Raw genomic sequence first — 25,679 nt, forward strand, 5'->3', positions numbered from 1 at the left:
AAGATATCTTGTACAACAAAAACAATGAAGGAGTGACTTATATGTCATGTGGATGCAATAATCATGATCGGGACCGCGATCGGGATAGAGATAACGATAGAATCGCAGACGATTTTTGTCGTGCTGTAAGGGGCTGTAATAGGCGCGATCGGGACCATGATCGGGACCGCGATCGGGACCGCGATCGGGATCGGGACCGCGATCGGGACAGAGATAACGATAGAATCGCAGACAATTTTTGTCGTGCTGTGAGGGGCTGTAATAGGCGCGATCGGGACCGGGACCGTGACCGTGACCGTGACCGCGACCACCATTGTCGTAGAAGGAATCGTTGCAATTTCTTCGGATTCTAATTTAGAGAGTATAGTGACTCTCTCTACTTGAGCTTTCCAATTAGTCATAAAAAAAGGTTCACCCCGTCTTAAGGGGTGAACCTTTTAACTTTTACATAAATTCAGCAACAAGCTTATCAAAGTGCGCTTGATCCAGTGTCAAATCTGATTTGTTTAGCGCTTTTTCAGCATACCCTGGCACTAATTCCTGGTACGAAGGGCGTGAAGAGTCTTGATAAATGATCCCTGTCACAAGGCTGTCATGCTGCATCAAAGTCTGCATGGCCTGTTCTTTATTTGATGAATCATAGCCTTCAATTGTGTTCAATTTAGTTAAGTTTTGTTTAAACCAATCATACGTATTGATCTTATTGTATGTTACGCAAGGAGAGAAAACATTGATAAAGGAGAATCCTTTATGGTTTATCCCTGCTTCAATGATCGCAGTAAGATCTTTCAAGTCAGTGGAAAAGCTTTGGGCGACAAACGTAGCGCCAGCTGACAATGCTAATTCCATAGGTGAAACAGCCTGTTCTATTGATCCTTCAGGAGTGGATTTCGTTTTAAATCCAGCAGCGGATCTAGGAGAAGTCTGGCCTTTTGTCAATCCATAAATTTGGTTATCCATGACAATATACGTAATGTCGATATTACGGCGGATCGCATGGATGGTGTGTCCCATCCCGATTGCAAAACCATCTCCGTCACCGCCTGAAGCTATAACGGTCAATTCACGGTTGGCCATTTTTACTCCTTGGGCAATTGGCAGTGAGCGGCCATGGATGCCGTGGAAACCATATGACTTGATGTAACCGGATATACGCCCTGAACAGCCGATACCGGAAACAACGGCCAAATTCTCCGGCTCCAATCCCACATTGGCAGCCGCACGCTGCATGGCAGCCTGAACGGAGAAATCTCCGCAGCCAGGACACCAGTTTGGTTTTACATCATTCCGAAAATCTTTAAACGTTGCCATATTCGAACATCTCCTTGCATTGTGTGTGAATTTCATGCGGGAGGAATGGGTTGCCATCATATTTTAGGATGCTTTTTATTTTATTAACATGTCCGACATTCATCTTGATAATATTAGCCAATTGTCCAGTCGCATTATTTTCAATAACTACTACTTTCTTAGCACTTTGCACCAATGAAAGGACTTCATCAGCTGGGAAAGGATGAATCAAACGGATTTGCGCATGATTCACTTTCATTCCATCCGTTTCTAAACGGCCGATCGCTTCATCAATCGTCCCGCGTGTTGAGTTAAAACCAAGAATTAATAAATCCGCTTCTTCATGCGGTGTGTTTTTGTATACTGGTGTTTGGAATGTGTTAGTTAAATTATTCAGCTTACGCATCCGTTTATCCATTTGCAATTTGCGATTCAAGGCCGTCTCGGAAGGTCTGCCCGTTTCATCATGTTCAACACCCGTAACATGGTGAATTCCATTTTTCATACCAGGCACTACCCGTGGTGAGACTCCATCTTCCGTTACTTCATAACGCTTGAAGTAAGATTTGTTTTCAGGCTCTTCAATTTCAAAGTCAACCAATTTTCCGCGTCTTATCTCCACTTTGCCGTAATCAAGCGGCTGAACCGTCTGTTTACCTAATGATAGCTGTAAGTCGGATAAAACGATAACCGGACATTGATATTCCTCTGCAAGGTTGAATGCTTCTGCCGTATCATAAAAAGCTTCCTCAACAGTACTCGGAGCCATGACGATTTTAGGTATTTCACCATGTGTACCATAAATCATGGCCATTAAATCGGATTGCTCCTGTTTTGTAGGAAGTCCCGTAGATGGACCTCCACGTTGAGTATCGACGATGACAATTGGCGTTTCGGTAATGCCCGCTAAACCAATCGCCTCCATTTTCAAGGAAAGCCCAGGTCCAGCTGAAGCTGTGATGGCACGTACACCGCCATAGTTCGCACCGATTGCCATTGTGGCTGCCGCGATTTCATCTTCAGTCTGTATGACCGTCCCGCCAAATTGAGGAAGTTTCTTAATTAAGTATTCCATGATTTCCGAAGCCGGAGTAATCGGGTAAGCTGCCATGAAGCGGCAACCGCCTGCAACTGCGCCTAAAGCGATAGCATCGTTTCCGATCATGAACATTCGTTTTTGGCCGTCTGCCTTTTCCAGCTCCATCGCGCCCAGTTTTTCTCCAAGCAACACTTCCATTGCCTTATATCCGGCAGTAATGGCATCCATATTCTTCTTAACGATTTCTTCACCTTTACGGCCGAATATTTCATCAACCACATCGTTGAATACGGAAATTTCCATTCCGAGAACAGCACATGTCGCACCGATGGCGACCATATTTTTCATTAATGATGTTCCTAATTCGGCTGCTATTTCCGTAAAAGGAACAATATATAATTCTGCCTTTGTATCTTCTGGGCAGACAGGTTTGAATTTTGCATCTGCAATTATGATGCCACCCTCATGTAATTCTTTATAATTGACGTCAATTGTTTCTTGGTCAAAAGCAACTAAGATGTCTAAATCATCAGAGATAGCACGAGTTTCCGTAGTACTTACACGAATTTTGTTATTCGTGTGTCCACCCTTGATTCGGGATGAGAAATGACGGTAGCCATACAAGTAATAACCTAAGCGATTGAGGGCAATACAGAATATTTCTCCTGTACTTTCAATACCTTCACCTTGTTGTCCGCCAACTTTCCATGAAAGTTGATTGATCATGTCTTACACTCCTTTAGGACGTTCGTATATAAATGCATTTAACCGCACCTCTCTTAGAACATTCAACTATGTATAATTATCGTTCTAATTTAGGAAAGGTGTACTAAACGCTTTCAATTCTATCGGTTAAATCATCAAATTGCAACCTTTTTGCTTTTATTTTTTATATTTTCAGAATATTTATTCATATCTATATAGTAAGAATTGAAAATCACTTAAGATATTTCCTTTTCAAGCGGAAAATTACGAGTGAAATTATCAAAAAGGAGACCTTTTACAAACTCACTGGAATAATGCCTGTTCAATTCATTTATTAAGTTATGATAATCCTTATATGACGTTAAATTCTCTACCATATGATCGATTCCATCGAAGTCGGACCCTAATCCAATTTGTCTTTCCCCGCCCAAACTGCATATATGCTCTATATGTTTCAAGATATCCTTTATCGTAACCGGGCCATTTGCTAGAAATTGCGGGACAAAGGTTACGCCGATCACCCCATTTTTCTGTAAAAGGGCTTTTATCTGCCCATCCTTTAAATTTCGCGGATGCGGACAAAGATGATAAGCATTCGAATGGGAGGCGATCGGGAATTTCGCCAACTTTAGGGTGTCCCAAAATCCAGCTTCAGATAAATGGGATAAATCACACCAAATTGACTTCTCGTTCAGTAGCGCGACCACCTCCGTTCCAAATCCTGTCAAGCCGCCCCCTCTTGTTTCCAATGCCCCATCCGCTACCAAGTTAGCGTAATTCCAAGTCAGACCTACAGAGGATACTCCAAGATGAATAAGGGTTTTCAGTTTCAACAAATCATTCCCAATGCAATCGCACCCCTCCAAAGTTAGCATTGCACCGATTTCCTTTTCTTTTAAAGATTCGATGTCTGCCTTGGTCTTTATAAATTTCAATTCCGGCTCCGACAAAATCTTTTCATGAAAAATATCCACCATCGCCAAAGCCGCTTGAAATCTCATATCAGGGTGGACTTTTTCAGGAATATATATGGCAAAACATTGGACTTTTCCCCCTTCGTCCAATAAACCCCGCTTTGTTATATGTAATTTATCACTATTTGTAAAAGAAATATCCGGATCGATGAACATCTTCATCAGCACATCACAATGTGCATCAAAAATCTCCAATGTAATCCCCCTTCCTGTACTTTTTTATGATTATATATACCATTATAAAGCGACACGGACCTTTCGTCATTTGGAAGTCACGACAAAAAAGTGCCTGCTCGCCATCCGACAAACAGGACACCCAAACATGCAATTATCTTGGTTCAATGATTAGTTTTATTGCCGTTCTCTCTTCGCCATCAATAAGTATATCTGTAAAGGCAGGAATACAAATCAAGTCAACTCCACTAGGTGCGACAAACCCTCTTGCGATTGCTACTGCCTTGACGGCTTGATTTAACGCACCTGCACCGATTGCTTGAATTTCGGCTGCTCCTCTTTCCCTGAGCACTCCCGCTAGTGCGCCTGCTACAGAATTAGGATTAGATTTTGCTGAAACTTTTAATATTTCCATTCCTAGTCCTCCTTGTTTTCCCTGCCGATTCTAACTTGGCTCAATAGTTATAACACTTTCCACTGCTACTATATTCATCAAGTAAAACTTGTATGACAAAGAAAACCGGGATTGTACACCATTTATTAAAGAATGGAAAAACGGATGGCAGTTTGACTGTCCATCCGTTCGAATCAATGGTAAAAGGGATGATCTTCGTTAATCAGGAGCCTTTCTATCTTCTTTGCCTTGCCAGTTTTCTCATCAATTTCAAGGAGAACCCCACTTAATAGGGTCCGTCCCTCTTTTGGGACTTCGAAACGAACTGGCAGGCTGGTCAGGAACCGATGGATGACTGCCTCTCTTTCCATACCAAGGATGGCATCATATGGTCCTGTCATACCTACATCTGATATGTAAGCGGTGCCTGCAGGTAATATACGGTTATCGGCTGTCTGGACGTGTGTGTGTGTACCAACGACGGCTGTAACCTTACCATCCAGGAACCACCCCATGGCTTGCTTTTCACTTGTCGCTTCACCATGAAAATCGACAAAGATGATCGGTGTCTTTTTTCGAGCCTCCGCCACTAGTTCTTCCGCCTTTTTGAACGGACAGTCCAAATCCGGCATGAACGTTCTCGCTTGCAAATTGATGACCGCTATTTCATGCTGGTTCAATTTTAAAAATTTCATACCTTCTCCGGGTACCCCGTCTGGAAAGTTTGCTGGACGGACAAGATATTTCGCTTCATCAATAAAATTGAAAATATCACGATTATCCCATGTATGGTTTCCCATGGTCACTGCCTGCGCTCCCCACTCTAAAAAACTGCGGTAAATCTTTTCTGTAATCCCCCGGCCACTTGCTGCATTCTCGCCATTGATGACCGTGATATGCGGACGATACTTTTCTTTTAACTTAGGAAGGTATTCTTGGATCATGTCACGACCTGGAGATCCCACTACATCCCCTATAAATAGCAATTTCATTGTAAAACCCTTTCTGGATTCACCTAATTATATGAATTATTCAAGTATGTATTGTAACATAATTTGGGGTAATTATAAGAATTACGCTTAACGATTCATATCGGAAAAAGAAAAGACGAAGTGGTTTGCACCACTTCGTCTTTCACTAACAATTATTTGGCATATTCAACTGCTCTTGTTTCACGGATAACCGTGACTTTTATATGACCTGGGTAATCGAGCTCTTCTTCAATCCTTTTCCGGATATCACGTGCGAGTCGATGTGCCGAAAGATCATCGATTTGTTCTGGTTTCACTAGAATCCGCACTTCTCGTCCGGCTTGAATCGCAAAAGATTTTTCCACTCCATCATAGGACTCGGAAATTTCCTCAAGCTTTTCAAGTCTTCTAATGTAATTTTCAAGCGTTTCACTTCTTGCTCCCGGTCTTGCAGCTGATAATGCATCAGCGGCAGCCACAAGCACTGAAATGATGGAAGTTGGTTCCGTATCGCCATGATGTGAAGCGATGCTGTTAATGACAGTTGGATGCTCTTTATATTTGGTTGCTAATTCAACGCCAATTTCAACGTGACTGCCTTCCACTTCATGATCGATCGCTTTCCCAATATCATGCAATAAACCTGCACGGCGGGCAAGAACTTCATCCTCACCAAGCTCAGCGGCCAGTAAACCTGAAAGCTGGGCCACTTCAATTGAATGTTTAAGTACGTTTTGCCCATAACTGGTACGGAATTTCAAACGTCCTAGTATTTTGATGAGATCTGGATGGAGACCGTGAACTCCAACTTCAAAAGTAGTCTGTTCACCAATTTCACGAATATGTTCATCTACCTCACGTCTTGCTTTGTCAACCATTTCTTCAATGCGAGCCGGATGGATCCGTCCGTCCTGAACAAGTTTCTCAAGAGCCAAGCGTGCCGTTTCCCGTCTAATTGGATCGAATCCAGATAAAATGACAGCTTCAGGAGTATCATCAATAATAAGGTCAATACCTGTTAGCGTTTCTAACGTCCGGATATTTCGTCCTTCACGTCCGATTATCCGTCCTTTCATTTCATCGTTTGGAAGATTTACTACAGAAACGGTGGTCTCTGCAACATGATCAGCCGCACAACGCTGAATGGCAAGAGAAAGGACTTCTTTTGCTTTTTTATCAGCTTCTTCTTTGGCACGGGTATCACTTTCTTTAATCATAAGCGCTACATCGTGAGCAAGCTCGTTTTCCATTCGGTCTATAATGATTGCTTTAGCCTCTTCACGAGTTAAACCGGAAACACGTTCAAGCTCTGTTTGCTGCTTACGAACCATCTCTTCCACTTTGCTTTCCATCTCTTCAATATGCTGTTGTCTTTGGTTTAGAGAATCATCTTTTTTCTCCAAAAGGCTCTCACGTTTGTCTAACGTTTCATCCTTACGGTCCAGATTCTCTTCTCTTTGCAATAACCGATTTTCTTGTTTTTGTAATTCGTTCCTTCTTTCACGGGCTTCCCGATCCGAATCGGCACGAACTTTATGAATTTCATCTTTTGCTTCCAACAAGGCTTCTTTCTTAAGTGCTTCCGCTTCACGTTTTGCATCCTCAAGGATGTGTTCTGCAGAGCCCTTTGCCCCTGCTATTCTACTCTCAAATTTTGATTTGTGAATAAAATAACCAACAACTGCACCGACGATTAGGCCAAGCAAAGTGAAGATGATTGTCATGGGTTCCATCGTTTCACCTCCCCTTGCTATGAACTTTTTACATAAAATGTTGAACTGTCGGCAAGTACATTGCACATAAATTCAATATACAGCACTTAATTTTCAAAATTTTAGTTTGAAAAATTGTAAAATATACATATTAATTGTATAGTTGAGAATTTTTATTGTCAAGCGTTTGTCCCTTATGTATCAATGATTATTCAAGTTTTCTTAATATTAACCATCATAATGTACAGCATTCATTATGGAAGAAGTCTGTAAATCTGATTACAATGCCATTTAATCCGCTGGAAATTTCGCATTTTTCTTAAAATATACAGAAAAGGCCTAAGCGAATAAGCTTAGGCCTTTTCCAAATATCATTAATCAAGCAATTCAAAATGCTCTTCTGTTTCATTTTCTTCTGGTGGTAATTCATGCTCTCCATCAAGATTATAGTGATCTCTGATTTTCTGAGAAATTTCCTGAGCGATATCCTGATTTTCTTTCAGGAACAGCTTCGCATTTTCACGGCCTTGTCCGACACGCTCTTCATTGTATGAATACCATGAGCCGCTTTTAAGGACGATATCAAGGTCTGCACCCATATCGATGATTTCACCTTCCTGTGAAATCCCTTGACCATACATGATGTCAACTTCTGCTTGGCGGAATGGTGGAGCAACCTTGTTTTTTACAACTTTGATTTTCGTTTTATTACCCACGATTTCATTACCTTGTTTTAATTGCTCCGCACGGCGCACTTCCAGACGAACAGTTGAATAGAACTTCAATGCCCGGCCTCCCGGAGTCGTTTCTGGATTCCCAAACATAACACCGATTTTTTCACGGACTTGGTTAATGAAAATGGCAATGGTATTTGATTTATTAATGGAACCAGACAGTTTTCTAAGTGCCTGAGACATCATCCGGGCTTGGAGACCCATATGGGAATCTCCCATTTCGCCTTCGATTTCAGCTTTAGGAACAAGTGCTGCCACCGAGTCAATGACAATGATATCTACCGCTCCGCTTCGAACTAACGCTTCAGCAATCTCTAAGGCTTGTTCACCCGTATCAGGCTGTGAAAGCAGTAACTCATCGATATTCACACCAAGTTTTTCTGAATATGCTGGATCTAAAGCATGCTCGGCATCAATAAATGCAGCCGTCCCGCCAGTCTTTTGTACCTCTGCAATGGCATGTAATGCTACAGTCGTTTTACCGGAGCTTTCAGGTCCATATATCTCAATGACCCGGCCTCTTGGATATCCGCCCACTCCCAACGCTACGTCCAATGCTAAAGAACCGCTTGAGATCGTTGAAATCCTACGATCAGTCTGTTCCCCAAGTTTCATAATCGAACCTTTACCAAATTGTTTCTCAATTTGTTTTAACGCCATATCTAAAGCCGCTTGACGATCACTCACTCAATTTCCTCCTCTATATTCAACTAATCGGCTGTCCGATTAAAGGTGTACTTACGTTAGCAATTATTCGAGATCAAGGTTTGTAACCTGTCTCAAAACCTATCTTTACTATATACTCTTTTTACTATTTTGCCAAGCAAAAAGTCGAACATTCATTCGTTTTTTTCTTTCGGGATATTCTTTGTAAAAAAGCGTTTTAGCTTAAGGAAATCTCCATTTCGCTTCACTTACTCCCTAAAAAAAACATTTTCATTGAATTAACTTTTTTCTTTTTTCCCTATTTTTCAAGAAACAAACTTCTAAAACCAAATAAAAAGCAGAGCTGTAAAAAAGCTCTGCTTATGGCGTTTATAAATCCCTTAATAGGTAATGACAACCGTACTTCACACTCCGAATACGGTTTTGCGCCCTGCTTCCGGAAAGATTCAACTCCTTGAAGTGAGTGTTTCCATCCCGATAGGAAATGCCAATAAATACTGTACCTACAGGCTTGCCTTCTTGTTCGTCCGGCCCCGCAACACCCGTAAAGCTTATGCCTACATCCGCATCGAGCTTACTCCGGACATTAGAGGCCATTTCCATTGCACACTCACCGCTGACCACCCCATACTCAGATATGGTATCATCACTGACGCCGAGGACATTGGACTTCGCATCATTCGTATAGCAGACCATTCCGCCCTTAAAGACTTTACCGGCGCCCGGGATGGTTGTCAGCTGTTCTTGGAACATCCCCCCGGTCAAGCTTTCAGCTGCCGCGATTGAAAGCTTGCGGACCGTTAATTCTTTTACAAGTTCCTTTATTAGCGAAGTATTATCACTTCCATAATGGAACTTGCCGACCCGGCTAAGAATTTCTTTTTCCGTTTCTAAAATAAGTTCTTCGCATTTTTCTTTAGAAGGGCCTTTGGCGGTGATCCTTAACGTCACTTCCCCTTCGGCTGCAAGCGGAGCGATTGTCGGATTCGTTTGATTGACAAGGAGATCTTCAATCACCGTTTCCAGTTCGGCTTCACCTATACCGTAGAACCGAAGAACCTTGGAATCGATCCGTTCATGCTTTTCCAATTTATTCATGATTTTTTCATAACCATAACTTAAAAACATCGGCTCCATTTCACTTGGTGGACCAGGCAGGAGCATATATGTAATCCCAGATTTGGACAAAACCATTCCCGGGGCCATGCCATGATCGTTTGCCAACACTTCACTGCCTTCCAAGACAAGGGCCTGCTTTTTGTTGTTTTCCGTCATCGGCCGTTCCCGTTTTTGGAAGTAAGCTTCAATGGATTGCAAAGCTTCATCATTAAAAACGAGCTTTTTCCCGATATGGCGAGCAATCGTTTCTTTCGTTAAGTCATCTTTGGTAGGACCAAGCCCACCGGTAAAAACAATCAAGTTCGCCCTCGATTCAGCGATTTCTATAGCTTGTTGTAATCGGCGGTCGTTATCTCCGACCACAGTATGGTAAAAAACGTTGATTCCCATTTCCGCAAACTGCTGCGATAAGAATCTTCCATTAGTGTTATTGATTTGACCTAAAAGAAGCTCTGAGCCCACTGCAATGATTTCTGCATCCATCTTTTCAAAACCACCATTCGTTTTACTTTGAATTAACAAATACTTCTTTGTTTTTTATAAAATAATCCAAACCTGACCAGATTGTAAAGATTAATGCAATCCATAATGCGATATTGGCAAATGGAAGTGAAATGAGGGCAAATGGAAGGTTATGCAGCAATAAAGCCGAAATAGAAACAATTTGTGCCCATGTTTTAATTTTACCTAGCTGGTTCGCTGCAACCACTTCCCCTGTACCCGCTAACACCAAACGCAATCCAGTGACTGCAAACTCGCGACTTATGATCACGATGGCAATCCAAGATTGACCGTACATTAAATCTAGATCAACCAAAACGATTAAGGCAGCCGAAACCAGAAGTTTATCTGCCAATGGATCTAAAAATTTCCCTAAATCAGTAATCATATTATATTTTCTGGCAAAATGGCCATCGATCCAATCCGTAGTGGAAGCGATTATAAAGAGGATGGCTCCAGCCAGGTGTGCCACTGGCAAACTGTATTCTCCCCAAGTCAGTGTCCCCCATGAAAAAGGAACGAGCATGATGATTAAAAATACTGGTATTAAACAGATTCTTGCTACTGTAATCTTATTAGGCAGATTCAAAACTTTTACCTCCAAAATTTACGCCTGCCATTTGGGCAATGCGTCTTAGATCTAAAATAATGCTTATATGTATAATTTAACTCAAAATCCAATCTTATATGCCGGGTGAACCATTTCCCGCCGCCTTACTATTATATAGAGCAAAAATAGTCATCTATAAGATGACTATTCGGCTTTCGTAAATTGTATCGTAACCAATTGCGTATTCACTTCAGTCGGTGAAATGGAATACTCCAGCTTCTCATCATTCACATAAATCTCAGTTTCATATGCCCTGCCTATATTGATGACAGCTTCTTTTTCATTGGTGAAATCAATTTCCTGGCTTTTGTCCTTTTCGATAGTGCCCTGGAAAAGTAATTTACCTTCACCATTTTTTATGCCGACCCATGGTGAGCCTTTAGAGGTCACCTTTAATTTAAAAGTATCGGTATTTTTTAATTCATACGTACTATTTTTACCGCTGGAACTTGTGACGGCAAGATTTTGCTCTTTCTTTTCATCTTTGACAACAGCATCATCTTCATTCTTCTCGTCAGATGACTCAGATTTTTCTTCATCCTGTTTTTTGTCTGCATTCTCTTTTTCTTCGTTAAACCCATCACTTTTATTGTAGCCCACAGCTTCATTCTCTTTAGCGTTCTTTTTATCATCATTATCTGGGTTACTCATATAATTCGATACCAGTACCCATATCAAAACGGCCGCACCAATGACTAAAACGACAGCCAGGATCCTCGGTAACATTTCCACAACCTTTGAATCTCCTGCCGGAATGGTTTTCCGGGATTGGACCCGTGAAAGCTGCTCTGGCAATTCCTCACTATAGATCGATGGTATTTCATTCTTATATTGTTCGAAAATCTCTTCTGAATCCAGTCCGACCGCTTCACAATATTGCTTTATGAATGCCCGTACATAGAACTTTCCAGGCATCATACTGTAATTTCCTTCTTCAATGCCAATGAGGTAACGCTTTTGGATCTTTGTTAATTCCTGCAAATCTTCTAGGCTAAGACCTTTGGCTTCCCTAGCTTCCTTTAATCGATTACCCAATTCAGTCAAATAAAACACCTGCCATTTTAAAAGTCAAAGGAACCAAAATCGGACCCTGAAAACTGGTCTTTTTGGTCGACAACTTCATATGTTATTTCTTCTTCAGGATTGTTTCTCAATTCAATAATATAATCAAAGTCTTCGAGGGTATACTCCGTATTTTGGACAAAAACATCCGGATGTTCGATTACTTTGACAGCATCAAGCCTCATTATTTCACGAATCAACTGCCAATGACGCTCATTTGCACGGCGAGTGGAAACAATTCCATCTAAAATGAACAAATTATCATTATTATATTCATCCTCAATAAGCTGGCTGCGGATAGTCTGCTTTAAAAGGGTCGATGACACAAACAACCATCTCTTATTAGCACAAACACTCGATGCTACGATAGATTCAGTTTTTCCGACACGGGGCATCCCTCGGATCCCGATCAATTTATGACCTTCCTGTTTAAATAGCTCGGCCAGGAAATCGACAAGCAAGCCTAGTTCATCACGAACAAACCTAAAGGTGTTTTTCTCATCGGCATCGCGCTGAATATAGCGTCCATGCCTGACTGCGAGGCGATCACGTAATTTAGGTTCCCTAAGCTTAATGACCTTTATCGTATCCATCGTACGGAGAATTGACTCGAATCTTTCTATATTACGGCTGTCTTTGGCCAACAAAAGTAACCCACGCCTGCCTTCATCTACCCCGTTAATGGTGATGATATTAATGGAAAGCATACCCAGAAGGGATGAAATATCCCCTAATAAACCAGGACGGTTGACTTGAATTTCATATTCAAAATACCATTCTTTATTATCCACGATAACACTCCTTAAGCCTAAAAGCTTTTGCCCTAATCATGGGCAAAAAACTTATCCATCGTAAATTTCAAGGTCTGAACACTTTAATATTAATTGTCTAGCTTCTATAATATAGCATTTCGTGATAAGTTAAAAGGAAAAACCCTATAAAAGTATTCATTTTTATATAAGAGGACAAATAGTCATCCCCCTAGAATCCAAAAGGCCCTGTTAATTAATAACAGGGCCTTTGGATTGATATTTTACTTCGTTCCATTGTTCTCGACTAACTTGACCATGACACTTGCCATGGCATGTTTTTCTTGATCGCTTGCGACTGACCAAAGATCAGCAAGCACTTTCTCTTGATCATTCTGGGGCTCAACCTGATTAGCTAGGTAATCACCGATTTCGTAAGCCAAGTTGTTAACAGCGCCTTCTGACAAGCCTTGTTGTTCACCTTGATGTAATCTGTCGCCTAAGAAGTTTTTCCATTGATCCCAATTGTCCAGTACAGACATGAATGGTCACCCTTTCCTTCAAAATAGTACAAAGATATTTTGTGAAGGAACCGAGGAAATTATACATGTCTTTTAAAAAAATCATGTGTACCATCCGCCATTTACGCCTAAAATCTGCCCGGTTATATAGGACGACTTGTCGGAAAGCAAATAGTATACGGCCTCCGCGACTTCTTTGGAATGCCCCATCCTTCCCATCGGGATATCGCCTTTGATGATTTCCAGATCTTCTGCACTGAAAGATTCGAGCATGGAAGTGGAAATCGCACCGGGGGCAACGGCATTCACCCGGATTCCATTAAGCGATACTTCTTTGCTAAGCGCCTTGATAAAAGCATTTTGGCTGCCTTTGACCATTGAATATAATACTTCACAAGATGCACCTGTCTGCCCCCAAATCGATGTGACGGCAACGATGGCAGCCTGTTCTTGGTACATTAGCTTTGGAAGCAGTTCCTTTGTTAATTGGAAAGGGCTCGTTACGTGCAGCTGAACCATTTCAGTAACGATAGTCTCATCCATGTCAGATATAAGCCCGTAATAGCTATTGCCACTATTAAGGACGATTGCATGGAGGGCAAAAATATTTTCCGCCAATTTCTTGTAGCCGTCCGGTGCAGCCAAATCCGCTTGTATCGGAATAAGTTCGACTTGATGAGGCTTCAGTTCTTCAATCAGGGCAAGTATCGCTTCTTCATTGCTGTTATAATGTAAATAAAGTGAGTAATTCTCCTCGGCGAGCTTTATAGCGATTTCCCTGCCGATTCCTCCACTGGCTCCTGTAATAAGGGCAAAACGTTTCCCCACTTTCACGCCCCCTTTATATTATTTCGGAAGTACCTGACAGACTGTCATCCGTTCATCGGATATTAAATCCTTGGCGACCTCCCTGATATCCTCGATGGTTAGTTTTTCCAATACCGATACAACATCGAACAAATTCATATCATTGAATGCATATCTGGTGAATTGATTCGCTATATATTCCGGCGAATTCAAGGAACGGAGGAAAGAACCGATTTTTTTCTTGATTGTCCTTTGCAGGCTTTCTTCATTCAGGCCGGTTCCGGCTTTTGATTTTTGCAGGATACCGAATATAGACTCCGTCAACTCATCAGGTTTGGCACTGTCCCCGCCAATTAACGCAAATCCAAAACCTTGTTCCTGTGTATAATCATATGAGAAGCTTTGATCGATCAACCCTTCCTCATACAGCTCCTCATGCAAAGGCGAACTCTTGCCAAACAGCATTTCCAAATAAATATTGGTCGCCAATTCCCTTTTCAAAAGCTGTAAACCGGATTGGTTTACATTGATGGCCTTGATGCCCAGCATCACTTTTGGTGTCTGGACATTCATCCTTAAGACTTCCTTATCCTTGGCAACGATTTCCGGCTCTTCGTCAAATTTACGTTCCACTGCTGGTTGTTCGTTGTACCCTTTATCATTTTGGTTATCCCGAATCAGTTTCATGGTACTTTCGACATCTACCGGTCCTACAACGAATAGGAGCATGTTGCTAGGATGGTAAAACGTATTATAACATTCATAAAGCATATCTTTCGTAATACCTGCAATCGATTCCACAGTACCGGCAATATCGATTTTCACTGGATGCTGATGATACATATTGGCAATCGTCCCGAAATATAAACGCCAGTCTGAATTATCATCATACATGTTGATTTCCTGCCCAATGATTCCTTTTTCCTTCTCTACCGTCTTTTCCGAAAAGTAAGGATCCTGGACAAAGTCAATTAAGGTAGTTAGATTCCTCTCGAAATCCGACGTGCTGGAAAATAAATAAGCTGTACGGGTGAAAGAGGTAAAGGCATTTGCAGATGCTCCCTGCTTTGAAAATTGCTGAAAAACATCACCATCTTCCTTTTCAAATAGCTTATGTTCAAGAAAATGGGCAATCCCATCTGGTACTTTTGAGAATTCCGTTTCATTCAATGGTTTGAAATGGTTGTCGATTGAACCATAATTCGTCGTGAAAGTCGCAAATGATTTATTGAACCCGCTTTTCGGAAGAATATATACTTCGAGACCATTATCCATTTTTTCATGGAAAAGCTCTTCTTTCAATTGAGTGAATGCTATTTTTTCCATTACCCTTGCACCTCCGCTTCCGTTAGGAAATAAATCGTATCAAGCTGGATCTTTTGACCAACTGCAATGATTTCTTCCTTTGTCGTCCGCTCTGTTTTTGCAAACCACTCGTCGAGTGATATATCCTGCCCGGAAATCACATTATGATATAAAATTTCCACAAGCCCTCTCGAAACGTCAATGGTTTCAAGGAGCTGGTTCTTAACGACCGCCTTTGTCTGTGCCAGTTCTTCATCGGAAAAGTTCCCTTGCTTCATTTCCTTCATTTGTGCATGAATGATATCCAATGCCTGCTTGTAGTTGGCATTTTCAATGCCGGCCATGACCATTAATAATCCTTTATGACTTTCAAGCCTTGAAGCTGCATAATAAGCAAGGCTGGCTTTCTCCCTGACATTAATGAAAAGTTTGGAATGTGAAAAGCCGCCAAAAATCCCATTGAATAGCTGAAGAGCATAATAATCCGGATCACCGTATGCAACTTGGGTTCGATAACCGATATTCAACTTCCCTTGTTTCACATCCGAATTCTCGATGATTTCTTTTTCCTTCTCCACTGCCTTGCCCGTCTCCCTTGGCAGTCTAACAGGCTCACGTTCTTGCAACGACACATATTTGTCAGCCAGTGCCTCCACTTCCGATCCATCGATGTCGCCGATTACATATAAATCGATTTCATCTTCCGACAGCATTTTTTTATAGTAGGCGAATAGGGATTCTGGAGTTATCGTTTCCAAGTCTTGAAGATTACCGCTCGCTTCTAAAGCATATGGTTCGTTTTTGCACATTTCCTCTACTAGACGTGTAGCTGAATATCGCATTTTGTCATCGGAAATGGATTGAATCCGCTGTTTTAAAGAACGGATTTCATTGGAAACCGTTTTAGAGTCAAAGGCTTCGCCGTTTTTCTTCGGATTGAAGATCACCTCTGATAATAGCCCAAAAGCCTTTTCGAGAAGCGGGGTTGAATCACTAAGGAATTTTTCATTTACGATATCGATCGTAAAACTTATGATTTGATATTCTCCTTTTTTGGCTACATCGACATAAAACCCTGCTCCATATAAATCATCAAGATAAGATCGAAGCTCGGGTGTTGTAGGATATTTACTTGTATTGCTTTGTAACACATATGGCAGCAATGCACGATATGTAACGTCCTCTTTTGTCAACGGGGCTTTCATCTTCAGCACGAGAGTATTCGTTTTATATTTATCCGTCCGGACCACATGAAGCTTGTAGCCGCTTTTTTCCGTAATTGTATCGGAAGCAATAGACATGAATAATCCTCCTCATTATATAAATCACCTTTATTAGCTTATTGTTTGTAGATTGGAACCCTTTTAAACATCTACTTAAAATATACATGTGAAAGGAAAAATCATGCAAGTAACAGCTACTTTTTTTGGTTTTTCACCAGCTCACCATCACTTATGGCTCAAATCTCAAAAGAAAAAACCGGCCAGCACAGTTTGCTGACCGGTTAGACACTTATCTTTTCCCTTTGATGTATGGCTGTCCGGATGCTTTTGGAGCATCAGCACGTCCAATGAAACCAGTTAGCGCAATGATCGTCAGAACATATGGAGCGATCAAGAGGTAAACTGATGGAATATCCTTGAAGAAGGGAAGGCTCGAGCCAACGATACTTAAACTTTGGGCCAAACCAAAGAATAAAGCTGCTCCCATTGCCCCGATCGGGTGCCACTTACCAAAAATCATGGCGGCAATGGCCATGAAACCTTGACCATTAATTGTCGCATGATTGAATTCATTTGAAAAGATGGTAGCATAAATCGCTCCGCCGATACCTCCAAAAGCACCTGATAATAAAACGGCGGCATATCGGATTTTCGTAACATTGACACCCATCGTATCAGCAGCCATTGGGTGCTCACCCACTGCACGGATCCTTAACCCGAATGGTGTTTTATAAAGTACATACCAAACGACAAAAGATATGAGAATCGCTATATATACGATGTAATAGCCATTTGCGAAAAAGATGGGTCCAATAAATGGAATATCACTTAGTAACGGAACATCAATCCTTGGGAATGTTTCTGTGATTCTATCAGTTTGACCTTTGTCAAAAATCAACTTCACCAAAAACATGGTCAGACCAACTGCCAACAAGTTGATGGCTACCCCACTAACCGTTTGGTCCGCCCTGAACGTAATGCATGCCACAGCGTGCAGAATGGAAAACAGCAAGCCGGCAATCATAGCCGCTAGGACTGCAAGCCAAGGAGTCCATTCACCAAATACATCAGCAAACATTAAGTTAAAAACAATCCCTGTAAAGGCACCAATGACCATCAAACCTTCTAAACCGATGTTTATGACACCAGCCCGTTCAGAAAACACTCCTCCGAGTGAAGTAAAAATAAGTGGAGCAGCTAGAGCTATCATTGATGGAATAATAATTTGTAATACTTGGTAAAAATCCACTTATTTCACCCCTTTCTTAAATCGAGCGGCAATCCAACGAATAAAATAACTGGAAGCGACGAAGAAAATGATCAATGCTATGACAATATCCACAATTTCACTAGGTATTCCGGTTTCCAGCGGCATATTTAAGGCCCCGGCTTTCAGTCCCCCAAATAATAAGGCTGCAAGCACAACGCCAATAGCTGTATTCGCCCCTAATAAGGCTACTGCAATCCCATCAAAGCCCATACCTGTGAACCCGCCTTTGACTGCGGCATAACCGAAAGTTCCAAGGCCTTCCATCGCACCAGCAAGTCCTGCAAAAGCACCTGAAATAACCATGGAAAGTATGATGTTCTTATTGACACTCATCCCTGCATACTCGGACGCGTGCTGATTGAAACCTACCGCTTTCAGTTCAAAGCCGGTTTTGGTCCTTTCAAGCAGGAACCACATGATGATTACGCAAATAATCGCTACCACTATTCCCCAATGCATCCGGGAAAAATCCGTAATGCTTTCAAAAAAAGGAGACCGCAGTGATGCTGTATCAGCAATTCTTTCTGTTTTATCCAGCTTGTCAGTCATTACATTCCTAATTAAATAATTCGTCACATATAAAGCTGTATAATTCAACATGATAGAAACGATTACTTCATGTACACGGAACTTAGCTTTTAAATAACCAGGGATAAAAGCCCACAATGCCCCAGCAGCTGCACCAACTAAGATGGCCAATGGCAAATGGATGATCCTTGGAAGATCAAAAGCGATTCCGACCCAAACTGCCGCCAGCCAGCCTACAATTAATTGCCCTTCTACACCGATATTGAAAAGGCCCGTGCGAAAAGCAAAAGCCACTGCCAAACCGGCAAGGATATAAGGAATGATTGTCCTGACGGATTCCCCTACATAATAAGAATCCCCAATAATTCCATTTACCATGGAGCCATAGCCGGCAACTGGGTCATAGCCGCTTACTAACATGATTATGGCCCCAACGACTAAGCCGAGGATAACTGCTATTAACGGACTCGTTAATTTAGATAAATACTTAGACATTTTGTTTTCCACCTGCTTCCGTCCGTTTACTGCCGGCCATTAGAAGGCCAAGCTCCTGCTCAGTCGTTTCTTTCGGATCGACAATTGCGACGATTTCCCCTTCGTATATAACGGCAATCCTATCACTCACATTCATGATTTCTTCCAATTCAAATGATATGAGAAGTACCGCTTTTCCTGCATCACGCTGTTCAATCAGCCGTTTATGGATAAACTCGATCGCTCCTACATCAAGCCCGCGTGTTGGCTGTGCGGCAATCAATAAATCCGGGTTCCTATCAACTTCCCGTCCGATGATCGCTTTTTGCTGATTCCCGCCAGAAAGAGCCCTTGCCGGGGTATATTCACTAGGAGTCCGAACATCATAGCTTTTGATCAATGAACGGGCTTTTTCAAATATTTTCTTTGAGTTCAAGATACCGGCTTTTGAGAAAGGCCTTTGATAGTAGGTTTGCAAGACAATATTTTCCCCAATGCTGTAATCGAGAACCAAACCATGCTTATGCCTGTCTTCTGGAATATGGCCGACACCTGCTTCAGTGATTTTACGCGGCTTCAGATTCCTGATCTCTTTTCCATTTAGCTTTATCGAACCAGCTGTTGTCTTCCTTAGGCCAGCCAATGCCTCAATCAGTTCGGATTGACCGTTTCCATCTACACCGGCAATACCGACAATTTCTCCTGCACGGACTGTTAAATCCAAGTTCCGAACAGCTGAAACGCCCCGGGAATCCTTGACTTCCAGTTCCTGAACCTCGAGAACTACATCCGAAGGAGTAGCGGCCGTTTTTTCCGTCTTGAATAGAACTTCCCTACCGACCATCAAGCTCGCCAATTCGTTAGGATTCGTTTCGTTGACGTTCACTGTACCAATTCCTTGCCCTTTGCGTATAACCGTTACCCGGTCACAAACCTCCATGATTTCCTTAAGTTTGTGTGTGATTAAAATGATAGATTTCCCCTCTTTGATAAGGGCTTTCATAATATAAATCAATTCCTTGATTTCTTGAGGAGTCAATACAGCGGTCGGTTCATCAAAAATCAATATTTCGGCTCCGCGGTAAAGCGTCTTAAGAATCTCGACACGCTGCTGCATCCCTATTGAAATATCGGCAATTTTCGCATAGGGGTCAACACGAAGCTGATATTGTTCTGATAGTTTCCTAACTTCCTCGCTCGCTTCCTTTAAATCGATCTTACCCGCTTTGGATGGTTCTTTTCCTAAAATGATATTTTCCGTTACTGTAAAAGGGTCAACGAGCATAAAATGCTGATGGACCATCCCAATCCCTAAATCATTGGCAATGTTGGGACTGGTAATCTTGACTGGCTTGCCATTCACACGGATTTCTCCCTGCTCTGGCTGGTATAAGCCGAATAAAACATTCATCAAAGTGGATTTACCCGCGCCATTTTCACCTAATAATGCGTGAATCTCCCCTTTTTTAACCTGAAGTGTAACGTTATCATTTGCGACGATGCCGGGGAATTCCTTACGGATATTAAGCATCTCAATTACATATTCCACGTATTATCAACTCCTAAAATGAGTGTAAATATTCCTAAATCATTTAATTGCTTTTACTAGCTTATTGATTTTTTTTAAAAAACCAAATGAAAAACTACGATTCTTTCATAGTTTTTCATTCGATATTTTTCAGTTGCAAGCGTGATTGGGAAAAGAAAGAATAGAGGGCAATTCTGCCTCCCTATTCTTTCTGGCATTACAGCTTATAAATCAAGTTTTTTGAATTCTTCATCCGTACCCGGAACTACGAATTCACCTGATTTAATTTTTTCTGTCCATTCTTCGACCGCTTTTAATGATTCTTCTGTTACGTTATCTTTTGTTTCGGAAATGCCTACACCATTTTCTTCGATACCGTACTCAATTACTTTTCCGCCTGGGAAGTTTCCTTCTTTCGCTTTTTCGGAAAGGTCTTTAACTGCCACGTCAACACGTTTTAGCATGGAAGTCAGAGTGATGTTGTCGTCAGTTCCAGGAACTGCCCCCAATTTAGCTTGGTCGCTATCTACACCGATAACATAGATTTCTCTCTTAGGATCTTTTTGCTTTTGCTCTACTGCTTCAGTGAATACACCTTTTCCAGTTCCGCCAGCAGCATGATAAATGATATCGATACCTGAAGAATACATGGAGCCTGCAGTTGATTTACCGATATCAGCTTTATTGAAATCCCCGGCATATTTAACTTCAACTTTTGCATCCGGATTTACAGATAAAACCCCAGCCTTAAAGCCAACTTCGAATTTCTTGATTAACTCAGATTCAACTCCGCCGATAAAACCGACTTTGTTTGTTTTCGTTTGCATTCCGGCAATTACACCTACTAGGAATGAACCTTGCTGCTCTTTAAAATTAATGCTGGCTACATTCTTTTTGTCTACAACTGTATCCACGATGGCAAAGTGTGAATCCGGACGTTGGTCAGCCACTTCACCAACAGCTTCCGCTAAAAGGAAACCGATGCCATAGATTAGTTGGTAATCTTCACGTACAAGCGTATTCAGGTTCTTAGCGTAATCGGCATCAGATTTAGATTGCAGGTAGTTGTAGCCATCTTTACCTTTTTCCAGACCATTATCCTTACCGAATTCCTGAATGCCCTTCCAAGCGGATTGGTTGAACGACTCGTCATCCACGCCGCCAGTATCAGTTACCATCGCAACAGTGAAGTTATCTTTGTTTTTCCCATTTGAAGATTCTTTATCATCATTCTCTGAATTACCACATGCTCCCAGTAGCGTACCGGCTGCAAGAACAAGTGAAAGAGCTAGTCCTAATTTGCGCTTTTTCAATTTTTATCCCCCTAATTTACATAGTTTTTTGAGCAGGAATGTTCTGAAAAGTCATTTATGTTTGCGTTTTCACTTCTCGTTAATTTTTTTTGCATACGTTTGATCGACCTTTTTCGGAATCGAAACAATCGCTTGCATTCATCCGTATGCAGAGTCAAGGCCTACACACGTTTACGAAGAACATGAAAGCTGAACATATTGGCTTTAAAGTAGTTAACAGAATACAGGATAGGCTGGTCCCAATCATCCAGATGCATCTGCTTTAAAACGAGTAGCGCGGCTTCTGGCGAGCATTTAAGGATAGGAGAAACTTTCTCATGATATCCAATAGGCTCAATCTCCGCTACGGCATGCGTAATTTTCCGATGCGCATCTCTTTCCAAAATATCTAAAAGAGACTCATCATTACGGTCAAAATTTTCTGAAAGAATAGATTCAGGAATTTTGTCAATACAGTAGACGACTGGCTCCCCATTCGCTGTCCTTACTCGTTCGATGCTGACGATGCGTTCGTCTGTTGAACAAGAAAACCTGCGTATATCCTCTTCTGTAGGTTCTTGGGCCGTCGAGCTTAAGAAAATCGTACCCGGCTTCATCCCTGCCTCTTCAATCATGTTCGTGACACTTTTTAATTGCTCGATACCTGAAGTGAACCGAGGTTTCGGATTGACGAAAGTCCCAACTCCATGGCGGCGAATGATGATGTTTTCTTCTTCCAAAATTCGCAGCGCTTCTCGAAGTGTCGCCCTACTAACTCCCAATTTTTTCGCAAGATCGAATTCTGAAGGGAATTTTTCATTTTCCTGATAGACTCCAGCTTCAATATCCTGCTTCAGGTAATCAATGACCTGCAAATATAAATGTCGACTATCTGATTTTATTGACATACAGTTTCCCCCAGCTAATTTCTTAAGACATCAGACCTCTGATGTTGAATCATTCCTACTAATCGAAAATAATATAACATTTTTTTTGATATAAATAAATAGTGTTTTACTATTTACTTTAAAAGAATTTAGGAGAAATTACCCTTCCCTGTGTCTTTCAATCTAGATGTGGCCGCGGAATTTGTACGATTATTCTCCTAAATCAGATAAATTTTTAAAAAAATGCATGATGAATGCAACTATGTTCAAGATGCTGTTTTCCTGTATAATAGGATTTATCTTCTTTGAAGGGATGTACACAAGATGTTAAAGATTACAGAATACACAATCGAAAAATTAAATGATCCATTTGGTATTTTGTCCGGGGAACGTTACGAGTTGTTCTTGGATATTGAAGTGCCTGAAGAGGATGAACTCTTTTCAGAAGATGGTTTATATATCCGGGTGCTTTTTGCTGTGGAAGAACAAAAAGGCAAATTGATTAAATATGATATTTTTGAAAAAGGGAACGAAGGCGCACTCGAATTCGATTTAGAAGAAGATGAAGAAGCGATGATTACCGACTTCTGCCTTAAACATTTAGACGAGGCGATGAATAATTAAAAAACCGGGCAGCTGCCCGGTTTTTTCTTTACCTATGATGAATGTGCTTCATCTTGTTCATCTTTTGTAACCAATACATTTCGTGGTTTACTGCCTTCATATGGACCGACAATTCCCCTCGCTTCCATTTCATCAATCAATCTGGCTGCCCGGGTATAGCCAATCCGGAAACGGCGCTGCAGCATGGAAACAGATGCAGTCTGCATTTCTACGATCAACGATACCGCATCCCCATATAAATCATCTTCGACTTCACCATTTGAGGTTTCTGCAATTTCATCGGGTATCATTTCTTCGTTGTATTGTGCTTTTTGCTGTGAAATGACATATGTGACAACTTCCTCGACTTCATTGTCGGATAAAAAGGCCCCTTGGACGCGGACCGGTTTTGAAGCTCCTGAAGGCAGGAAGAGCATGTCACCCCGGCCTAACAGTTTTTCGGCCCCGCCCATGTCGAGGATCGTTCTCGAATCGGTCATTGATGAGACACTAAAAGCTATCCGAGATGGGATGTTCGCTTTAATGACCCCTGTAATTACATCTACGGATGGCCGCTGAGTGGCAATTATCAAGTGGATGCCAGCAGCACGAGCCATTTGTGCAAGCCTTGTGATGGCATCCTCTACATCGTTAGAAGCGACCATCATCAAATCTGCCAGCTCATCGACAATGACTACGATATAAGGCAAGAGCGGTTGTTTGGCGTCTTCTTCAATGTTATACCGGTTAATGTAATCATTGTAACCTTCAATATTTCGCGTACCGGAATGAGAAAATAGCTCGTAGCGCCTTTCCATTTCACTGACCACTTTTTGCAAAGCCTGTGCGGCTTTCTTTGGATTGGTCACTACAGGTGCAAGTAAGTGGGGAATTCCATTATAGACATTCAACTCGACCATTTTTGGATCGATCATCATCATTTTCACTTCATGCGGTTTTGCCCGCATCAGAATACTCGTGATAATCCCATTGATACAAACGGATTTCCCGCTGCCCGTAGCACCAGCCACTAGTAAATGCGGCATTTTATTGAGCTCCGCCTTAACCGCTTCACCGGAAATATTCCGCCCTAAGCCTATTTGCAGTTTTGCGTCAGGCTTGTCAACTTCTTTGGCCTCTAAAACTTCCCTTAATGAGACCATCGCCACTTCGGAGTTAGGCACTTCTATTCCGATTGCCGATTTTCCGGGAATCGGCGCTTCGATCCTAATATCCTTTGCGGCAAGTGCAAGGGCCAAGTCATCGGATAGGCTGACAATTTTACTTACCTTCACACCTACATCCGGATGTACTTCGTATTTGGTTACGGCTGGGCCTAAATGAACTTGAGTGACTCTCGCTTTCACTCCAAAGCTATGAAAGGTGCGCTCAAGTTTTGCCGCATTTTCATGAATCAATTGGTACTCTCCGCTTTGGTCGGTTTTTTTAGGCTGCAATAACAAGGAAAGAGGCGGTAAAAGATATTCTTTATTCTCCACTTCCGTAAAATTCATAGGCGGAACGGCATCATCCTGGTCCTCTGCATTTTCAGCTGCAGGTTCCGTAACAACGGGAATTACTTCGTTTTCGTCGCTATATGCTTTATCAGCAAAGCTGGAAATGATCCGTTCCGTCGCCATTTCCTGTGTTTCCTCTTCTAGAGGGGTCTGATCCGTTTCTTCCACCGGTTCGTTTTGCCGTTTCTTCTTTTTCACGGGATTCTTTTTCTTTTCTTTTTTGTCTTCATTCCACGTTTTCACATCATCTCTGAATGCGGACCATTGCTTTTTGAAAAAGCCGCCAAGACCCCTGAAAAACTTCCCGAGGGTTTCACCTAACGTTTTCCCGGTCAATAGGACGGCACCTACAATGATAAAGAGGAATGAAACGATTTTCGATCCAGCTTCGTCGAATAGAAAGTAAGAAGCTGCAAATAATATCGCTCCAATCATACCGCCCCCAAGGTCCTTTGAGCTGGCCTTGCCGGTCACTTCCATCCAAAATAGTTCCCATGTATTCGAAATGACGCTGGGCTTCGTAAATGGTCCTCCATCTGCAAGCATGTTAAACAGGGTCACATGACTTAGCAGGAGCATGCTCGCAACAAGGAAGTACATCCCGACCAATTGCCGTTTCAACAGGTACGGGACCTCTCTCTTTATCATCAAATAGAACCCAGCTGCAATTGCTCCCAACAAAAAGAGGATATACCATTCCCCCATGAAGAAGCGGATTAAAAAGACCGTCCCGTTTCCAACTGCTCCAAGCTTGGCAATGGCAATGATGGCCAAACCTATTATAGTGAGGCCAATCAATTCATATTTAAGCGTTAGTTTTAACTTCTCTGTACTATTCTTTTTTCTGCGTTTCTTCTTTGCCATAATATCACCTGATTCTTCATGAAACTATTCTAACTTTCCTATTCAACATCACTACATGATTTCCCTTCACAAAACAAACGTTCGCTACTGATTATACCAAATAAATATGGCCGTGTCCTTGATATATATACCATTCATTCTTTAGGCGGACATTTTTCCC

General features: G+C 41.8%; 23 protein-coding genes. 2 read left to right on the forward strand and 21 right to left on the reverse strand.

The window, feature by feature from the left end; all coding sequences use genetic code 11:
* The first annotated feature begins 41 nt into the window (after nucleotides 1-41).
* Entirely contained in the window at nucleotides 42-353 is a 312-nt protein-coding gene (locus AC1DIV_RS12610; RefSeq protein WP_477576521.1) for a hypothetical protein, read from the forward strand.
* A 91-nt stretch (nucleotides 354-444) separates the two neighbouring features.
* On the opposite strand, the gene AC1DIV_RS12615 is transcribed toward AC1DIV_RS12610, so the two are convergent.
* From AC1DIV_RS12615 to AC1DIV_RS12710, 20 genes are all read right to left on the reverse strand, one after another.
* The gene (locus AC1DIV_RS12615) at nucleotides 445-1,311 is read right to left on the reverse strand and encodes a 2-oxoacid:ferredoxin oxidoreductase subunit beta (RefSeq protein WP_096338178.1); all 867 of its coding nucleotides are present in this window, start codon (nucleotides 1,309-1,311) and stop codon (nucleotides 445-447) included.
* Nucleotides 1,298-3,055, reverse strand: a complete 1,758-nt coding sequence (locus AC1DIV_RS12620; RefSeq protein WP_034313511.1) for a 2-oxoacid:acceptor oxidoreductase subunit alpha — start codon at nucleotides 3,053-3,055, stop codon at nucleotides 1,298-1,300. The genes AC1DIV_RS12615 and AC1DIV_RS12620 overlap by 14 nt, the downstream gene beginning before the upstream one ends.
* A gap of 215 nt (nucleotides 3,056-3,270) precedes the next feature.
* Entirely contained in the window at nucleotides 3,271-4,203 is a 933-nt protein-coding gene (locus AC1DIV_RS12625; protein ID WP_082196677.1) for a dipeptidase, read from the reverse strand.
* Nucleotides 4,204-4,336: 133 nt separating this feature from the next.
* Nucleotides 4,337-4,597: a stage V sporulation protein SpoVS gene (gene spoVS, locus AC1DIV_RS12630; protein ID WP_029281188.1), complete on the reverse strand. Its 261-nt coding sequence runs from the start codon at nucleotides 4,595-4,597 to the stop codon at nucleotides 4,337-4,339.
* A 173-nt stretch (nucleotides 4,598-4,770) separates the two neighbouring features.
* Nucleotides 4,771-5,568: a TIGR00282 family metallophosphoesterase gene (locus AC1DIV_RS12635; protein ID WP_340875798.1), complete on the reverse strand. Its 798-nt coding sequence runs from the start codon at nucleotides 5,566-5,568 to the stop codon at nucleotides 4,771-4,773.
* A 152-nt stretch (nucleotides 5,569-5,720) separates the two neighbouring features.
* Nucleotides 5,721-7,280 (reverse strand): ribonuclease Y, encoded by a 1,560-nt coding sequence (gene rny / locus AC1DIV_RS12640; protein WP_034313519.1) that lies wholly within the window; start codon nucleotides 7,278-7,280, stop codon nucleotides 5,721-5,723.
* A 353-nt stretch (nucleotides 7,281-7,633) separates the two neighbouring features.
* On the reverse strand, nucleotides 7,634-8,680 hold the full coding sequence (gene recA / locus AC1DIV_RS12645) for a recombinase RecA (RefSeq protein ID WP_034313522.1): 1,047 nt from the start codon (nucleotides 8,678-8,680) through the stop codon (nucleotides 7,634-7,636).
* A 348-nt stretch (nucleotides 8,681-9,028) separates the two neighbouring features.
* A complete protein-coding gene (locus tag AC1DIV_RS12650; RefSeq protein ID WP_034315395.1) occupies nucleotides 9,029-10,261 on the reverse strand; it encodes a competence/damage-inducible protein A in 1,233 nt (410 codons plus the stop codon).
* Nucleotides 10,262-10,283: 22 nt separating this feature from the next.
* Nucleotides 10,284-10,868, reverse strand: coding sequence for a CDP-diacylglycerol--glycerol-3-phosphate 3-phosphatidyltransferase (pgsA, locus tag AC1DIV_RS12655; RefSeq protein WP_034313524.1), 585 nt, complete (start codon nucleotides 10,866-10,868; stop codon nucleotides 10,284-10,286).
* Nucleotides 10,869-11,033: 165 nt separating this feature from the next.
* Entirely contained in the window at nucleotides 11,034-11,933 is a 900-nt protein-coding gene (locus AC1DIV_RS12660; protein WP_477576523.1) for a RodZ domain-containing protein, read from the reverse strand.
* Between the two features lie 17 nt (nucleotides 11,934-11,950).
* Nucleotides 11,951-12,742: a DUF3388 domain-containing protein gene (locus AC1DIV_RS12665; protein WP_034313530.1), complete on the reverse strand. Its 792-nt coding sequence runs from the start codon at nucleotides 12,740-12,742 to the stop codon at nucleotides 11,951-11,953.
* A 242-nt stretch (nucleotides 12,743-12,984) separates the two neighbouring features.
* Nucleotides 12,985-13,242 carry a DUF3243 domain-containing protein gene (locus AC1DIV_RS12670; protein WP_034313532.1) on the reverse strand — a complete coding sequence of 86 codons (258 nt, stop codon included), beginning with the start codon at nucleotides 13,240-13,242 and terminating at the stop codon, nucleotides 12,985-12,987.
* A gap of 81 nt (nucleotides 13,243-13,323) precedes the next feature.
* Nucleotides 13,324-14,049, reverse strand: a complete 726-nt coding sequence (gene ymfI / locus AC1DIV_RS12675; RefSeq protein ID WP_048684725.1) for an elongation factor P 5-aminopentanone reductase — start codon at nucleotides 14,047-14,049, stop codon at nucleotides 13,324-13,326.
* A gap of 18 nt (nucleotides 14,050-14,067) precedes the next feature.
* Nucleotides 14,068-15,354: an EF-P 5-aminopentanol modification-associated protein YfmH gene (yfmH, locus tag AC1DIV_RS12680; RefSeq protein WP_477576525.1), complete on the reverse strand. Its 1,287-nt coding sequence runs from the start codon at nucleotides 15,352-15,354 to the stop codon at nucleotides 14,068-14,070.
* Nucleotides 15,354-16,634, reverse strand: a complete 1,281-nt coding sequence (gene yfmF / locus AC1DIV_RS12685) for an EF-P 5-aminopentanol modification-associated protein YfmF (RefSeq protein WP_048684730.1) — start codon at nucleotides 16,632-16,634, stop codon at nucleotides 15,354-15,356. The genes yfmH and yfmF overlap by 1 nt, the downstream gene beginning before the upstream one ends.
* A gap of 211 nt (nucleotides 16,635-16,845) precedes the next feature.
* A complete protein-coding gene (locus tag AC1DIV_RS12690; protein ID WP_094246576.1) occupies nucleotides 16,846-17,805 on the reverse strand; it encodes an ABC transporter permease in 960 nt (319 codons plus the stop codon).
* Nucleotides 17,806-18,849 carry an ABC transporter permease gene (locus AC1DIV_RS12695; RefSeq protein WP_048684732.1) on the reverse strand — a complete coding sequence of 348 codons (1,044 nt, stop codon included), beginning with the start codon at nucleotides 18,847-18,849 and terminating at the stop codon, nucleotides 17,806-17,808. It lies immediately after the preceding gene.
* On the reverse strand, nucleotides 18,842-20,377 hold the full coding sequence (locus AC1DIV_RS12700) for an ABC transporter ATP-binding protein (RefSeq protein WP_252269253.1): 1,536 nt from the start codon (nucleotides 20,375-20,377) through the stop codon (nucleotides 18,842-18,844). The genes AC1DIV_RS12695 and AC1DIV_RS12700 overlap by 8 nt, the downstream gene beginning before the upstream one ends.
* A 203-nt stretch (nucleotides 20,378-20,580) precedes the next feature.
* On the reverse strand, nucleotides 20,581-21,669 hold the full coding sequence (locus AC1DIV_RS12705) for a BMP family lipoprotein (protein WP_063596243.1): 1,089 nt from the start codon (nucleotides 21,667-21,669) through the stop codon (nucleotides 20,581-20,583).
* Nucleotides 21,670-21,830: 161 nt separating this feature from the next.
* Nucleotides 21,831-22,556 (reverse strand): GntR family transcriptional regulator, encoded by a 726-nt coding sequence (locus AC1DIV_RS12710; protein ID WP_048684736.1) that lies wholly within the window; start codon nucleotides 22,554-22,556, stop codon nucleotides 21,831-21,833.
* Between the two features lie 303 nt (nucleotides 22,557-22,859).
* Between AC1DIV_RS12710 and AC1DIV_RS12715 the strand changes: the two genes are divergently transcribed.
* Nucleotides 22,860-23,159 (forward strand): DUF6509 family protein, encoded by a 300-nt coding sequence (locus AC1DIV_RS12715; protein WP_048684738.1) that lies wholly within the window; start codon nucleotides 22,860-22,862, stop codon nucleotides 23,157-23,159.
* A gap of 32 nt (nucleotides 23,160-23,191) precedes the next feature.
* On the opposite strand, the gene AC1DIV_RS12720 is transcribed toward AC1DIV_RS12715, so the two are convergent.
* On the reverse strand, nucleotides 23,192-25,519 hold the full coding sequence (locus AC1DIV_RS12720; RefSeq protein ID WP_340875787.1) for a DNA translocase FtsK: 2,328 nt from the start codon (nucleotides 25,517-25,519) through the stop codon (nucleotides 23,192-23,194).
* Nucleotides 25,520-25,679 lie beyond the last annotated feature (160 nt).

It is taken from the genome of Peribacillus sp. 05N428 (assembly GCF_056397085.1).